The sequence below is a fragment of the Thalassovita litoralis genome, assembly GCF_900182725.1.
Taxonomy (GTDB): domain Bacteria; phylum Pseudomonadota; class Alphaproteobacteria; order Rhodobacterales; family Rhodobacteraceae; genus Thalassobius; species Thalassobius litoralis.
Genome location: NZ_FXTO01000009.1, coordinates 1 through 14,444 on the forward strand (window position 1 = coordinate 1; position 14,444 = coordinate 14,444).

The 14,444-nt window shown below is 59.1% G+C and carries 12 protein-coding genes; 6 read left to right on the forward strand and 6 right to left on the reverse strand.

All coding sequences use genetic code 11. The features are described 5' to 3' along the window. The first annotated feature begins 280 nt into the window (after positions 1-280). Together FN828_RS08995 and FN828_RS09000 are read left to right on the forward strand one after the other, a co-directional pair. The gene (locus tag FN828_RS08995; protein WP_235891442.1) at positions 281-1,054 is read left to right on the forward strand and encodes an MlaA family lipoprotein; all 774 of its coding nucleotides are present in this window, start codon (positions 281-283) and stop codon (positions 1,052-1,054) included. A gap of 2 nt (positions 1,055-1,056) precedes the next feature. Continuing rightward, positions 1,057-1,659 carry an MlaC/ttg2D family ABC transporter substrate-binding protein gene (locus FN828_RS09000; protein ID WP_142493073.1) on the forward strand — a complete coding sequence of 201 codons (603 nt, stop codon included), beginning with the start codon at positions 1,057-1,059 and terminating at the stop codon, positions 1,657-1,659. A 177-nt stretch (positions 1,660-1,836) separates the two neighbouring features. On the opposite strand, the gene FN828_RS09005 is transcribed toward FN828_RS09000, so the two are convergent. Further along, positions 1,837-4,020, reverse strand: a complete 2,184-nt coding sequence (locus FN828_RS09005) for a transglycosylase domain-containing protein (protein WP_185958979.1) — start codon at positions 4,018-4,020, stop codon at positions 1,837-1,839. A gap of 259 nt (positions 4,021-4,279) precedes the next feature. On the opposite strand from FN828_RS09005, the gene FN828_RS09010 reads away from it, so the two are divergent. After that, positions 4,280-4,618, forward strand: a complete 339-nt coding sequence (locus FN828_RS09010; protein WP_142493074.1) for a P-II family nitrogen regulator — start codon at positions 4,280-4,282, stop codon at positions 4,616-4,618. A 30-nt stretch (positions 4,619-4,648) separates the two neighbouring features. Continuing rightward, positions 4,649-5,983, forward strand: a complete 1,335-nt coding sequence (locus FN828_RS09015) for an ammonium transporter (protein WP_408033798.1) — start codon at positions 4,649-4,651, stop codon at positions 5,981-5,983. A gap of 140 nt (positions 5,984-6,123) precedes the next feature. Here the strand turns inward: FN828_RS09015 and rimO are convergent, their stop codons facing one another. After that, complete coding sequence (rimO, locus tag FN828_RS09020) at positions 6,124-7,497, reverse strand: 30S ribosomal protein S12 methylthiotransferase RimO (protein WP_142493075.1); 1,374 nt, start codon at positions 7,495-7,497, stop codon at positions 6,124-6,126. Between the two features lie 252 nt (positions 7,498-7,749). Between rimO and FN828_RS09025 the strand changes: the two genes are divergently transcribed. Continuing rightward, complete coding sequence (locus tag FN828_RS09025; RefSeq protein ID WP_142493076.1) at positions 7,750-9,663, forward strand: AsmA family protein; 1,914 nt, start codon at positions 7,750-7,752, stop codon at positions 9,661-9,663. Positions 9,664-9,685: 22 nt separating this feature from the next. On the opposite strand, the gene FN828_RS09030 is transcribed toward FN828_RS09025, so the two are convergent. The 4 genes from FN828_RS09030 to FN828_RS09045 all read right to left on the reverse strand — a co-directional run bounded on the left by FN828_RS09030 (position 9,686) and on the right by FN828_RS09045 (position 13,602). Then, positions 9,686-10,153 carry a lytic transglycosylase domain-containing protein gene (locus tag FN828_RS09030; RefSeq protein WP_142493077.1) on the reverse strand — a complete coding sequence of 156 codons (468 nt, stop codon included), beginning with the start codon at positions 10,151-10,153 and terminating at the stop codon, positions 9,686-9,688. A gap of 176 nt (positions 10,154-10,329) precedes the next feature. Then, positions 10,330-11,256 carry an ornithine carbamoyltransferase gene (gene argF, locus FN828_RS09035; protein WP_142493078.1) on the reverse strand — a complete coding sequence of 309 codons (927 nt, stop codon included), beginning with the start codon at positions 11,254-11,256 and terminating at the stop codon, positions 10,330-10,332. Positions 11,257-11,328: 72 nt separating this feature from the next. Beyond that, a complete protein-coding gene (locus tag FN828_RS09040; RefSeq protein ID WP_142493079.1) occupies positions 11,329-12,501 on the reverse strand; it encodes an aspartate aminotransferase family protein in 1,173 nt (390 codons plus the stop codon). 297 nt (positions 12,502-12,798) lie between these two features. Next, complete coding sequence (locus FN828_RS09045; RefSeq protein WP_235891443.1) at positions 12,799-13,602, reverse strand: ABC transporter permease; 804 nt, start codon at positions 13,600-13,602, stop codon at positions 12,799-12,801. Between the two features lie 132 nt (positions 13,603-13,734). On the opposite strand from FN828_RS09045, the gene FN828_RS09050 reads away from it, so the two are divergent. Then, positions 13,735-14,346 carry a GcrA family cell cycle regulator gene (locus FN828_RS09050; RefSeq protein ID WP_142493080.1) on the forward strand — a complete coding sequence of 204 codons (612 nt, stop codon included), beginning with the start codon at positions 13,735-13,737 and terminating at the stop codon, positions 14,344-14,346. Positions 14,347-14,444: the final 98 nt, after the last annotated feature.

The window sequence follows — 14,444 nt, forward strand, 5'->3', positions numbered from 1 at the left end:
GGGAAAGAACGGTCGCAGCCGCGCCATCTGTTCGTCGGTCAGCCAAAATAGATTGCTCATGATACCCCCTGAAAGTTTGGGGATTTGAAGCATGCGACCAATGCGATCTCAAGCCGATTAATGGGTCCTGAGCCTAATTCCGCGGCTGCATTCTATAGGTTCCGCCTGTGAAGCTCTGTCGCCATTCTGCCACAGGCCAAGGTGTTGTCTGCCACTGTGGCTGGGTTTCGTTAAGAGTTCGACTAAATAGGTCACAAGAATTCAAGTATCGGATAAAATCGTGTCGATCCACCGTTACAAGCCTGCTTTTCGTTCCGCAATGGCGGTTTTCCTGACTGGTACAGTTCTGGCCGTGGCGGGATGCACCGTGCCGGGGCCGAACCACCCCGCAGGCGAGATTTTCGACCCTTACGAGGATGGAAACCGCAAAACCCACGAAATGAACCGGGCGCTGGACCGGGCTTTGGTGCGCCCTGCGGCCAAGGGATATGTCGCAGTCGTTCCCGAAGGGATCGCGATCAGCGTCGGTCATTTCGCGGAGAACCTGGGCGAACCGTCCAGTGCGGTCAACCACCTGATGCAGGAAGATGGCGCGGGTGTGGCCCGTAACCTGACCCGCTTTGTCATCAACGTGACGCTGGGCTTTGGCGGGTTGTTCGATGCGGCTTCGGATTTCGGTATTTACCCTGACGATTCGGATTTCGGGGAAACGCTGCATGTCTGGGGGGCACCAGAAGGGGCGTATGTGGAGCTGCCGGTTCTGGGGCCGTCTAATGAACGTGATGCAACCGGCAAGGTCGTGGACCTGTTTACCAACCCGCTAAGCTATGTTTTGCCAAGCCGCGAACGCAACATTGGCAAAGTGGCCGAGGTTGCGGCAAAAGTGGGCGACAGGGGGCGGTATGCGGATATCGTCGATTCGATCTTGTACGAAAGCGCGGACAGCTATGCGCAAGGGCGGCTGCTGTATACGCAAAATCGGCGGCATGAATTGGGAATGAATACCGAAGAGTCCTATATTGCCCCTGAAGATGTGAACACCGAGGGTTTTTGACCATGTACCATTTTTCCCGCCGCAATCTGATTGCCACGGCTGGCGCCGCTTTGACGGCCTTGGCCTTGCCGGTTCCTGCCTTTGCCCTGAATAATGCCCAAGCCAAAGGTTTGGTCGATAATCTGGTGGGCGAGATCAATAACGTTATCGACTCGGGTAAGACCGAGGCAGCGATGTACGGCGATTTTGAACGTATCTTCCGCAAATATGCGGACCTGCCCTATATCGCTGCTTATGCGATGGGGGTGGATGCGCGGCGTGCATCAGGGGGGCAGAAAAAGGCCTTTACCGATGCGTTCACGGGCTACATTTCGCGCAAATACGGCAAACGGTTCCGCGAATTTATCGGCGGTCGGCTAGAGGTGCAGGGCGTCAAAGAAGTGAAAAGCTTCTTTCAGGTGACGACCATCGCCCACTTGCGCGGTGAAGCACCGTTCGAGGTGGATTTCCACGTTTCCGACAGAACCGGCAAGAACCTGTTCTTCAACATGTATATCGAAGGGATCAACATGTTGCTGACGGAACGCGAAGAAATTGGGGCCATGCTGGATCGTCGCAAGGGGAATATTGATGCTATGATCGCGGACCTGCGCAAGGCGGGCTGATCGTATCAGTTTTGATGAAAACGGCAAAAAGGCCACCCTTGGGGTGGCCTTTTTCTGTATTCTTATGGTGCTCTGCGGGGCTGATGCAGCGGCCCCCTGTCTAAGCCATCTGTGAGATCAGAGGTTTGGACTTGGATATTTTCCCCAAGAAAGAACAGGGGGGGGCTGTGGTCAATATCAGCGTCCCGCCGGGTCGGTTCTGGTGCCGTTGCCGCGGCCCCCGCCGCCCAAAAGATCGTCCAGCAGCCGTTCGATGCCGCTGCGGGTGCGGTCGCCTTCGCTGGGGGCGTTGGTTTTTCTGGGGTTTGATCCACCGTCCATCATCGGAAGAGCGGACACAGGGACGCCTTCGTGAACCCGGCGCATTGTTTCATGCCAGATTTCTGCGGGCAGGCCCGACCCGGTTACGCCCTTGAGCGGGGTGTTGTCGTCATATCCCATCCAGACGCCGGCCACGTAATCTGCTGAAAAGCCGATAAACCACGCATCCCGCGCGGCCTGTGTGGTGCCGGTTTTACCTGCGATCTGGCGGTCGTCCAGCACCGCGCGGCGGCCCGTGCCTTTGGTGGCGGCGGTGTACATCATCCAGATCAGTTCCTGGGCCGTTTCTTCGCGGATTACCCGTTCGCCGATCCCGCCTGTGGCAGTCATCACCGGGTCTGTGTCGCCCTGCATTCGCAGTTCCACCAGCCCATAGGGTTTGACCGAACTGCCGCCATTCAGGATGCCCGCATAAGCACCAGTCATTTCGATCAGGGTCGATTCCGATGCCCCCAACGCCAGCGCGGGGCCTTGGGCCAGATCGGATTGCAGGCCGAAATCAGATGCCACCCGGCGCACGTTTTCCAATCCAACATCCTGCGCCAGTTTGACTGCCGGGATGTTCAGCGATGTGCGCAGGGCTTCGGTCAGCGTAACGCGGCCGTGGAATTTCCGGTCATAGTTTTGCGGTGTCCACGCCCCCGAACCGGGGATGGTGATCGTGATTTCATCGTCGTCGATCACGTCGTTCGATGACCAGCCCATTTCCAGCGCCGTGGCATAGACAAAGGGTTTGAAGCTGGACCCGGTTTGCCGCAACGCCTGCGTGGCGCGGTTGAAGGCACCGGCGACTTTGGTCTTGCGTCCGCCCACCATCGCGCGAACTGCGCCGTCTGCGCTCATCACGACGATGGCGGCCTGCGCTTTTGATCCTTCCTTGACTTTTTCATCAAAGATATAGGCCAGCGCGTCTTCGGCGGCTTTCTGGATGCGTTGATCCAGCGTGGTTTTGATCACCACGTCCACGGCGCTGTTGCGGGTGAAAAATTCCGGCCCCGAGGACATCACCCAATCCGCAAAATAGCCGCCCGCCCGCGCTTCGGCGGCTTCGGACAGTTCGGCGGGGTGGTTGAGGGCTTCGGCTTTGGCACGGTCGGACAGGTAGCCCTGTTCGTGCATCAGGCCGATGACCACGCCCGCACGGTTTTGCGACCGTTCCAGACTGTTCGTCGGCGCCAGCGAGGTGGGGGCGGTCAACAGTCCGGCCAGCATTGCGCCTTCGGCGGGGTTCAGGGCCGCCGCTGGTTTGCCAAAGAACCGTTGCGCCGCAGCTTCGGCCCCATAGGCCCCGCCACCCATGTAGGCGCGATTCAGATAGATGCTAAGGATTTCGTCCTTGGTGTATTTGGTTTCCATCGCCAGCGAGAAAATCGCTTCTTTGGCTTTGCGCCATAGCGAACCCTGACGGCAATCCGCTTCGTAGGCGGCTTCGCTGTCCCATTGGGTTTCATCATATTCCACGCCCAGACACAGCAGCTTTGCTGTTTGCTGGGTGATGGTTGAACCGCCATGCCCCGACAACGGCCCGCGCCCTTCGCGCAGGTTGATGCGGATGGCGCTGGCGATGCCGCGCGGGCTGACGCCAAAATGCTGGTAGAACCGTTTATCCTCGGTTGCGATGACCGCGTTTTTCAGGTGCGGGCTGACGGATTCCGCTGTGACGGCCCCGCCAAAGGTGTCGCCGCGCCATGCGAAAATCTTGGCATCCCGGTCCATCATCGTGACCGATCCATTGGCGCGCCCGTCCAGCAGTTCCCTTGCGGGGGGCAGGGTGGTGTAAAAATAACCCACAGCCAGCGCCAGCATCACGCAAACCATTAGCCCGATGCGCCAAGTAAAGGCCCAGATCAGGCGAAAAATCCAGCGGAACACAGCCGCGAAGAAAGCCATGATTGGATTCCGGGGGCGCTTGGGGGCCGCCGTCCGTTTGCGTGGGGCTGGCTTCTTGGCTGGTTTCTTTGCGGGCTGTGCCGCTTTGCGTTGGGTCGAATACCGCTTGTCTGCCACCAGAGGCGGTTTTCTGCGTCCTGAATCACTCATGAATTGCCCTGCTCGAGCTTGCTGTTTTGCGCATCATACCCGGCGATTCCGGAAATGTTGAGGTATAGCTGCATCCTGAAGTCATCTCTTTTACGATTAAATATTAGGCGAAAATTTATTTCTGTCTATTTCTTGGGCAATCATCCGGGGCTTTGGGCGCATTCATAGGCTATTCCCTTCACCCTTGGCCCTATCCTCGTGTTTTGCTGCAAGTGCAATCAAGCGGGTGTTCCCGCAGCATAATGACAAGGGGATCAAGGTGAAACTCATCATTGCAACGATCAAACCGTTCAAGCTGGAGGAGGTCCGCGAGGCGCTGACCGACATCGGCGTGCGCGGCATGATGGTGACCGAAATCAAGGGGTTCGGTTCGCAGTCGGGCCACACGGAGATTTACCGCGGCGCGGAATACGCCGTGAATTTCGTGCCGAAAATCAAATTGGAAATCGTGGTCAGCGGATCAATGGCCGATCAGGTTGTTGAAACCATCACGAACACCGCCCGGACCGGCAAAATCGGGGACGGCAAGATTTTTGTGCTGGATGTCGCACAGGCAGTTCGCGTGCGCACCGGCGAATCGAACGAAGACGCGCTGTAAGTCGCGGACGGGGGAACCAAGGAAATGAAAATGAACCTGATGACAAAACTGGGGCTGGTCGCCGCGCTGACCGCGCTGCCCAGTCTGGGTATGGCCCAAGATGGGCCGGTGCCGGGGGTAAACGCCTCTACGGATACGGTATTTATTCTGAACTCTTTGCTGTTCTTGGTTGGCGGCTTTCTGGTGTTCTGGATGGCGGCTGGCTTTGCGATGCTAGAGGCTGGTCTGGTCCGCTCGAAAAACGTGGCAATGCAGTTGATGAAAAACGTCGCGCTGTTTTCGCTGGCGGCGATTTTCTACTATCTGATCGGTTATAACCTGATGTACCCGCTGGGAACCTGGTCCGTGGATGGCATCCTGTCGGGTGTCTGGGGACCGGGTGTTCTGGAAGCTGTCGGTGTGACCTCGGACGCGGCGGATGATTATTCCTATGCCTCGACCGGGTCGGACTTCTTCTTTCAGTTGATGTTCTGCGCCACTACCGCGTCGATCGTGTCCGGCACCTTGGCCGAGCGTATCAAATTGTGGCCCTTCCTGATTTTCACCATCGTGCTGACTGCGATCATCTATCCGCTGCAAGCGTCGTGGAAATGGGGCGGTGGTTTCCTGGACGAAGCAGGCTTCCTGGATTTCGCAGGCTCGACCGTTGTGCACTCGGTCGGTGGCTGGGCCGCTTTGGTTGGCGCGCTGATCCTGGGTCCGCGTATCGGTAAATACAAGGACGGTCGCACCATTCCGATCCCCGGCTCGAACCTGACGCTGGCGACGCTGGGTACGTTCATCCTGTGGCTGGGTTGGTTCGGTTTCAACGGTGGCTCGCAGTTGGCGATGGGGACTGTGGGTGATGTGGCTGATGTTTCGCGCATCTTTGCGAACACCAACACCGCAGCGGCAGGGGGTGCTATCGCGGCCCTGATCCTGACCCAAATCCTGTACAAAAAGCCTGACCTGACGATGGTGCTGAACGGTGCGCTGGCCGGTCTGGTGTCGATCACCGCAGAACCGCTGACCCCCACGCTGGGCGCAGCAACCCTGATCGGTGCCGTTGGTGGCGTGATCGTGGTCTTCGTTGTCCCGATGTTGGACAAGCTGAAAATCGACGACGTGGTTGGCGCCATTCCGGTTCACTTGGTCTGTGGCATCTGGGGCACCATCGCCGTGGCCTTCACCAATGCCGATGCGTCCTTTGCAACGCAGCTCTATGGCATCGTTGTGGTCGGCATCTTCACCGTGGTGACTTCGGGTGTGGTCTGGTTCGTCCTGAAAATGGTTATGGGCCTGCGTGTGGACGAAGAAACCGAAATCAACGGTTTGGACATGGCAGAGCTGGGGATGGAAGCCTACCCCGAGTTTTCCAAAGGCTGATTACCTTCCTGATCAGTCTTTACTCCCTGACCCGAGCGCTCTGCGCTCGGGTTTTTTCATGTGGCATGGCGTGAAATAAAATGGGCGGTCAAAAGACCGCCCAAGCCACCATCCCGATCAGATCGCGGTATTGGTAAGGATCAGCGCAACCGGCCCCACAGATCGTATTCCCCGGCCTCATCCACTTCGACGCGGACAATATCCCCGACAGACATGGTTTCGGTGCCTTCGTCGATGAACAGGTTGCCATCAATCTCGGGGGCGTCTGCCTTGGTGCGGCAGGTCGCTACGCCATCTTCGTCGATGTCGTCCACGATCACATCCATCACTTGCCCTACTTTTGCAGCCAGCTTTGCTTCGGAAATGGCTTGTGCCTTTTCCATGAAGCGGTCCCAGCGGTCTTGCTTTACTTCGTCCGGGACATGGTCGGGCAGATCATTGGATCGTGCGCCTTCGACGTTTTCATATTGGAAGCAGCCCACGCGATCCAATTGCGCTTCGTCCATCCAATCCAGCAGGGTTTGAAACTCGGCTTCGGTTTCGCCGGGATACCCGACGATAAAGGTGGACCGCAGCGTGATGTCCGGGCAATCGGCCCGCCAGCGGGCGATTTCATCCAGCGTCTTGGCCGCCGCTGCCGGGCGGGCCATCCGTTTCAATACATCCGGGTGGGCATGCTGGAACGGAATATCCAGATAGGGCAGCACCAGCCCTTCGGCCATCAGTGGGATCAGATCGCGCACATGCGGATAGGGATAGACATAGTGCAGCCGCACCCACGCCCCCAGTGACCCCAGATCACGGGCCAGATCGGTGATATGGGCGCGATGGCCGCGCTCTTCGGCATGTTTCAGGTCCAGCCCATAGGCGCTGGTATCCTGCGAAATCACCAGCAATTCCCGCACGCCGTTTTCCACCAGCTTTTCGGCCTCGCGCAGAATGGCGTGGGCCGGGCGGCTGGCCAGACGGCCGCGCATATCGGGAATGATGCAGAACTTGCACTTGTGATTGCAGCCCTCGGAAATCTTCAGATAGCTGTAATGGCGCGGTGTCAGTTTTACCCCGCTGGCAGGCAGCAGGTCCACGAACGGATCGGGATCGGGCGGTACGGCCCCATGCACGGCGTCCAGCACCTGTTCGTATTGGTGTGGTCCGGTGACGGCCAGCACCTTGGGGTGAACCCCAGTGATGTATTCGGGTTCAGCCCCCAGACAGCCGGTCACGATCACTTTGCCATTCTCGGCCAGTGCTTCGCCGATCGCTTCCAACGATTCAGCCTTGGCCGAATCCAAAAAACCGCAGGTGTTCACGATCACCGCATCCGCCCCGGAATAATCAGGGGAAATCCCATAGCCTTCGGCCCGCAGGCGGGTCAGGATGCGCTCGCTGTCAACCAACGCCTTGGGGCATCCCAAGGACACCATCCCAATCGTTGGCTGCCCGGCGCGGGGTGTTTCGGAAAACCGCGCGCGCGGCGCAAGGTCGGGGCGAAGATCGGGCGGGTTCTGGCTCATGGTTTTGGGATCTCACTCAATCGCTGGACCTGCGGCGGGTTGCTGCCACCCTGCACAGTCTGGCCCGCATAATCCGGGATGTCTACAAGCCGCAGGGCCATAGCTGATCCCCGATATTTTGACAAGCACCCGCCGCGATGCGGAACAGATCGGCACATATTCGCGTTCTCTTTTGCGAACCCCGCCTCTTGTGTTGGCACCGTGCCGGGCTGGGCTTAGGTTAGGGTAAAGGTATTCGTGAAAGGTGGCCCTATGCGTCTTCTTCTGAAATTCATTGGCTTTATCGTCGTTTTGATCGTTGTCGCTGTTGTGGGCCTGTTGATGTTGCCCGGCGATCGTATCGCGCAGGTCGCGGTGGATCAGCTTCGGGCGCAGACCGGGCGTCAGGTGGTCTTAGAAGGGGAAACCCAAGTCAGCTATTACCCGGTTCTTGGCGTGTCCACGGGCAAGTTGACCATCGCCAATGCGGACTGGTCGCAGGCCGGGCCGATGATGACCGCCGACAGCCTGAAGGTCGGGGTCGATTTCATGTCGCTTCTGTCCGGCGCGGTGAAAATCACGGGGCTAGAGGCGGTTTCCCCCTCGATCCTGTTGGAACGGGCTAGGGATGGACGTGTGAATTGGGAACTGGGGGTTTCGGGTGTGGCCCCGTCCGGGCAGCCCGCAGGCAGTTCCAACGCTTTGGCCCTGTCATTGGACCGGGCGCTGATTTCATCGGGAACCCTGCGCTATGTCGATCACGGCGCGGGAACCGATCTGAGCGTGCGCGATGTCAATCTGGACCTGCAATGGCCGCAATATCGCGGGCAGGCGGATTTCACCGCCGCGCTGACCTATGGTAGCCGCCCGCTGGACCTGTCGGGCCGGATTTCCAACCTTGCCGCGCTGATCGAGGGCGAGATTACCCCCCTGTCCCTGCGGGCAACGGCCAAGGGCGGTAGCGTCAGTTTCGAGGGCCGCGCCAGCACCCAACCGCAGGCGCAGGGGACGTTCACGGCTGATCTGGCCGATACGGGGGGCTTTCTGTCTGCGCTGGGGATTGATGGTGTCAACCTGCCGCGCGGATTGGGGCAGGTGGCCAAGGCCAAGGCCGATCTGACCTTTGCCAGCGATCAGCGCCTTGCCCTGCGCAACCTGACCACCACATTGGATCAAAACAGCCTGTCAGGGGAACTGGACCTGTCGCTGGCTGGGGCTAAACCCGTTCTGACCGCCCGTCTGGCGGCGGGGCAGGTGGACCTGACTGGGCTGACGGGCGGCGACAGCAGCAGTGGCAGCAGCGCGGGCTGGTCGAAGGATAAGATCGACGCTTCGGCGCTGGGGATGTTGGACGGGGAAATCTCGCTGTCTGCGACAGGGTTGTCCGTGGCCGGGTTGCAATTCGGTGCGGCCCGCACCCTGACCACGATCGACAATGCCCGCGCCGTGGTAAAACTCCAAAGCCTTGCAGGCTATGACGGAACGATCAGCGGTCAGGTTGTCGCCAATAACCGTTCGGGCCTGTCGGTTGGCGGGGCTGTGGGGGCTTCGGGCGTGGATATGCAAAAATTGCTGACGGATCTGGCCGGGATCAGCCGTTTCACTGGCAAGGCCGAGGCCAATGTGGATTTCCTTGGGTCTGGCGCGTCGCTTCATGCGATCATGAATTCGCTGTCCGGCAAGGGCGGAATTCATATGGGGCGCGGCACGATTCAGGGGTTCGATCTGGACAAATTGATGCGCTCGGGCGTTACCACTGGCGGGACCACGGTTTTCGACAGCCTTGGGGCAACCTTCACGATGGACAAGGGCAGCCTGTATAACAAGGATCTGCTGATGAAGCTGCCCGCCCTGTCCGCCACGGGCGAGGGCCGCATCGGTCTGGGACCGCAGGACATCGACTATCTGTTCACGCCCAAGGTCGACAGTATCAATGACGGCAAGGGGCTGGCGATTCCGGTCCATATCCGCGGCCCGTGGGCTGACCCGCGCATCTGGCCGGATATGGAAAAGGCCATTGACCTGAACTTCAAGGAAGAAAAGGAAAAGGCCAAGAAAGAGCTAGAAAAGAAGGTGAAGGATAAGCTGGGCGTCGACAGCACCAACCCGGATGAAAGCGTGGAAGATGCCGTGAAGAAAAAGCTGGAGGATGAGGCGAAGAAACGCCTGCTGAAAATCCTGCAATAAGCTTTGGTTTCAGGGGCGGCGTTCAGGAACGCAGCCCCGTTTCTTCTAACAGGCCACGCCGTTTGGCTTCGTAATAATAGCCGCGCGCATACCATTGCACCGCTTTGTCATGGCTGCCATCTGACACCATCCACGCCCCGCGCAGGTATTTGACCGCATATTTCAGATTGGTTTTGGCATCCAGCAACCCTTCGGGTTGGCCGCGATACCCCATCGTGCGGGCGGTTTGCGGCAGGATTTGCATCAGCCCGTAATACGGGCCATTGCGAGCTTCGGGGCGGTACATGCTTTCGCGTTGCACCACCCGATGCACCAATTTGCGGGGGACATCGTATTCGTCGGCATAGTGATTGATCAGCCGCCGTAATTCCGGCGTTTCATTCGGGTACAGGTTGCGGGTCACTTCGGGTTCACGCCGCCCGCCACCACAGGCGGCCAAAGGCATTGCGCATAAAAGCGCGATAATACTGCGCCGATTCATCGTGATCATTTCACTAACTCCTAATACCTTTATGGTTCAGTAGACTGACACGGGCTTTGCCGTATAGCCCTGTGCAACCTGACCGGCAAAGACCCGCCCAAATCCGATGCGCGGTCCTAGGCCAGTCATCAAAAACAAAACGGGCAGGAAAATCCCGCCCGTTTGAAATGCTTTGGTTTGGGGGCTTAGCGGCCCAGACACCAGCGCATCACGGCTTTTTGGGCGTGTAGCCGGTTTTCGGCCTCGTCGAAAATCACCGAATGCGGGCCGTCCATTACGGCGCTGGTCGCCTCGTCATCCCGATGGGCGGGCAGGCAGTGCATGAACAGCGCGTCATCCTTGGCATGGGCCATCAGGGCTTCGTTCACCTGATAGGGGCGCAATTGGTTGTGGCGGCGTTCGCGGGCCGATTGCGGATCATGCATGGAAACCCATGTATCGGTGACAACCAGATCGGCCCCCGTCATGGCGGCCACAGGATCGCGCACGATATCCACATTCACGCCCTTGGCACGGGCTTCTTCGATAAATCCCATTTCCGGGTCCAGTGTGGATGGGCCAGAAAACACCAGATCAAAGCCGAACTGCCCGGCAGCATGGGCAAAGCTGGCAAAGACGTTATTGCCATCGCCACACCAGACCACCTTTTTACCTGCGATCGAGCCGCGATGTTCTTCGTAGGTCAGAATGTCGGCCATGATCTGACAGGGGTGGGTGCGGTTGGTCAGCCCGTTGATGACCGGAACGCTGGCATATTCCGCCATTTCCAGCAGGGTTTGTTCCTCGAAGGTGCGGATCATGATCAGGTCCACATAGCGCGACAGCACGCGGGCGGTATCGGCGATGGTTTCGCCGTGGCCCAGCTGCATATCGGCACCGGACAGCACCATCGTCTGCCCCCCCATCTGCCGCACGCCCACATCAAAGCTGACGCGCGTCCGGGTCGAGGGTTTTTCAAAGATCAGCGCGACCATGTGGTCTTTTAACGGTTGCTCGTCATCCAGTGCGCCCTTGGGGCGACCGTTGCGGGCGTTTTTCATGGATTTGGCGGCTTCGATCATGCCCCGCAATTCGGCGGGGTCGGTGGCATTGATATCAAGAAAATGGTTCATAGCGTTCAGTCTTTTCGGTAAGGGCGGACCGGGGCGCTGCCCCGGACCCCGGAGTATTTTGGCAAGATGAAATCAGCCGTCCAATTGCGACGCGGCGGCGTCCAGACGGGCAATGGCTTCGGCGATGTCGTCTTCGGTGATGTTCAGCGGGGGCAGCAGGCGGATTACGTTATCCCCGGCAGGGACAGTAATAACCTGTTTGTCATAGCCCGCATTCACCACGTCGATATTGGATTTGTGGCATTTCAGCCCCAGCATCAGGCCCGATCCGCGCACTTCCTCGAATACATCGGGATGGGCGGCGACCAGCCCTTCCAGCTTTTGGCGCAGCGTCCCGGCGCGGGCGCGGACCCCGTCCAAAAAGGCGGGGTCGGCAACGTGATCCATAACGGCGCTGCCCACGGCGCAGGCCAGCGGGTTGCCGCCATAGGTGGACCCGTGCGTGCCTGCGGTCATGCCGCTGGCGGCGTTTTCTGTGGCCAGAACGGCACCCAACGGGAAGCCGCCGCCGATGCCCTTGGCGACCATCATGATGTCCGGGGTGATCCCGGCCCATTCATGTGCGAACAGCTTGCCGGTACGGCCCATGCCGCATTGTACCTCGTCCAGAATCAGCAGCAGGCCTTTGTCATCGCAAAGCTGGCGCAGTGCCTTCAGGTCTGCATCGGGCAGGGGGCGAATGCCGCCTTCGCCCTGTACGGGTTCGATCAGGATGGCGCCGGTCGTTTCCGTAATCGCAGCCTCTAGCGCGGCTTTGTCATTCCACGGCAGATGGACAAAGCCGGGCAGGATGGGACCAAAGCCCTTGATCATCTTTTCCGACCCCGCGGCCGCGATCCCGGCGGATGAGCGTCCGTGGAACGATCCGTCAAAGGTGATGATATCGGTTTTTTCGGGCTGGCCCTTTTCGTACCAGTATTTGCGCACCATTTTCACGGCCAGTTCGCAGGCTTCCGTCCCCGAGTTGGTAAAAAATACCGTATCGGCAAAGGTATGTTCCACCAGTTGATCCGCCAGCTTTTGCTGTTCGGGGATTTTGTACAGGTTGGACACATGCCACAGCTTTTGCGCCTGATCGGTCAGGGCTTTCACCAGATCCGGGTGCGCATGTCCCAGCGCGTTCACCGCGATCCCGGCACCAAGGTCCAGAAATCGGCGTCCATCCGCCTCGATCAGCCAAGAGCCTTCGCCCTTCACGAAAGAAAGCGGCGCACGATTATAGGTCGGCAGGACAGACGGGATCATGATTGGATCATCCTTGTTCCATAAAGAGGCCCTGAGGTTGCATCACAGGGGCCGGGTGTCAACGATTTTAGGTAGGTTGGGGCCGCGACGGGGCGCAGCGGATCAAAGCACAGGCGAACGTCAGGCGCTAAAGCGTCGGCGTCGAATCACGGTGATATGGGTGCGTTTGATCATGGTGCCTGTGTAGGGCGCAAATTCGTCTGGTAAAAGAGGGATAATTTGCTGCATCTGAAATTGTTGTCGCGGTGCCGCAGTCTTTTGGGGTGGGGGCTGGGCGCGACATCCGCGCCCATCGCCTTAGGCCTTTAGCCGGTATCCCGACCGGAACATCGCCCAAGCCGCCCCGCTGACCGCCAGCATGGTGCCGCCTGCCACGGCCAGCCCCAGCCAAGGGGAACTGTCCGATACGCCCAGAACGCCATAGCGCACCCCGTCGATCAGATAGAAGATCGGGTTGAAATGGGTAATCTCACGAATGCCTGCGGGCAGGGCTTGCACAGAATAGAAGGTGCCGGACAAGAACGCCAAGGGGGTCACGATGAAGTTGGTGATGGCGGCCATTTGATCGAATTTATTGGCAAAAATTCCGGCGACCACGCCAATCGCGCCCAGCAGCCCCGAACCCAGCACTACGAAAACCAGCGCCCAGACGGGATGCGCCACGCCCAGCCCCAGAAAAGCGAATAATCCGATGGATATTGCCAAGGCCACAACGATCCCCCGCGCGATCCCACCGGCCAGATAGCCCAGAACCAGTTCCAGCGGGGATAGTGGCGGCATCAGCGTGTCCACAATATTGCCCTGCACCTTGGAAATCACGATGGAGGAGGACGTGTTGGCGAATGCGTTCTGGATCACCGTCATCATCAGGATACCCGGTGCAATGAAATGGGTGAAGGGAACGCCCATCACCTCGCCTCGGGTTTTGCCGATGGCGATGGAAAAAATCATCAGGAACAGCGCCGCCGTGGCCAGCGGGGCCAGCAGCGTTTGGGTCCAGACAGCGACGAACCGCATGATTTCACGCCGCATCAGCGTGTACATGCCCAGCCAGTTGACACGCCCAAAGCGCCGCGTTCCCATCTGAAAGCCCTGTTCCATCGCTCTTTCTCCTGCTCGGGGTCGGATTCGACGCCTTGTAACTCAGGCGCGGATCACTAAAATAGGACCCGAGCAAGAAAGTACAGGGGCGGTCCGCAATCGCGGGGCCGCTTTTTATGGTAAGGAAACCTCATGTCCTGGACCGATGAACGCGTCGAACTTCTGAAGAAAATGTGGTCCGAGGGCCAGTCGGCCAGCCAGATCGCCAAAGAACTGGGCGGCGTGACCCGCAATGCCGTGATCGGCAAGGTGCATCGTCTGGGTTTGTCGAACCGTGCGGGCGCGGCCCCGGCGGCGGCTGCCCCGGCGAAACCCGAGGCGAAGGCCAAACCGACACCGGCTGCGGAAAAGCCCGCAGCGGCGGAACCCAAGGTGGCCAAGCCTGCTGCACCCAAACCAGCCCCGAAACCGGCTGCCGAAGCCGCCCCTGTGGCTGAGCGCCCGTCAAACGTGACGCCGATCCGCAAGGCGATCATCCCCGCAGGTCAGCCATTGCCGCCTCAGCCTTCGGCCAATGAAATTTCGCCCGAGGCGCTGGCCAAGGTCAACGCGGTTGAGAAGAAAGCCAAGAAGCTGACGCTGCTGGAACTGACAGAACGCACATGTAAATGGCCGGTGGGTGATCCCGCGACCGAAGATTTTTGGTTCTGCGGTTTGCCGGTGCAGCAAGGCAAACCCTATTGCGAGGCGCATGTCGGCGTGGCGTTCCAGCCGATGTCGACCCGCCGCGACCGTCGCCGGTAAGCTGTTCGCAGTTGGCGGCGCAAGGGCGCGTCGTCAGGATTTGACTGCCTGATTGGTTATTAAAAAGAAACCCCCGATACTTTAGGTATCGGGGGTTT

Bases quoted from the DNA above. Each gene is read 5' to 3' on its own strand.
- FN828_RS09000 (WP_142493073.1), top strand. From the start codon at position 1,057: ATGTACCATTTTTCCCGCCGCAATCTGATTGCCACGGCTGGCGCCGCT.
- FN828_RS09005 (WP_185958979.1), bottom strand. From the start codon at position 4,020: ATGAGTGATTCAGGACGCAGAAAACCGCCTCTGGTGGCAGACAAGCGG.
- FN828_RS09015 (WP_408033798.1), top strand. From the start codon at position 4,649: ATGAACCTGATGACAAAACTGGGGCTGGTCGCCGCGCTGACCGCGCTG.
- rimO (WP_142493075.1), bottom strand. From the start codon at position 7,497: ATGAGCCAGAACCCGCCCGATCTTCGCCCCGACCTTGCGCCGCGCGCG.
- FN828_RS09025 (WP_142493076.1), top strand. From the start codon at position 7,750: ATGCGTCTTCTTCTGAAATTCATTGGCTTTATCGTCGTTTTGATCGTT.
- FN828_RS09030 (WP_142493077.1), bottom strand. From the start codon at position 10,153: ATGATCACGATGAATCGGCGCAGTATTATCGCGCTTTTATGCGCAATG.
- argF (WP_142493078.1), bottom strand. From the start codon at position 11,256: ATGAACCATTTTCTTGATATCAATGCCACCGACCCCGCCGAATTGCGG.
- FN828_RS09040 (WP_142493079.1), bottom strand. From the start codon at position 12,501: ATGATCCCGTCTGTCCTGCCGACCTATAATCGTGCGCCGCTTTCTTTC.
- FN828_RS09045 (WP_235891443.1), bottom strand. From the start codon at position 13,602: ATGGAACAGGGCTTTCAGATGGGAACGCGGCGCTTTGGGCGTGTCAAC.
- FN828_RS09050 (WP_142493080.1), top strand. From the start codon at position 13,735: ATGTCCTGGACCGATGAACGCGTCGAACTTCTGAAGAAAATGTGGTCC.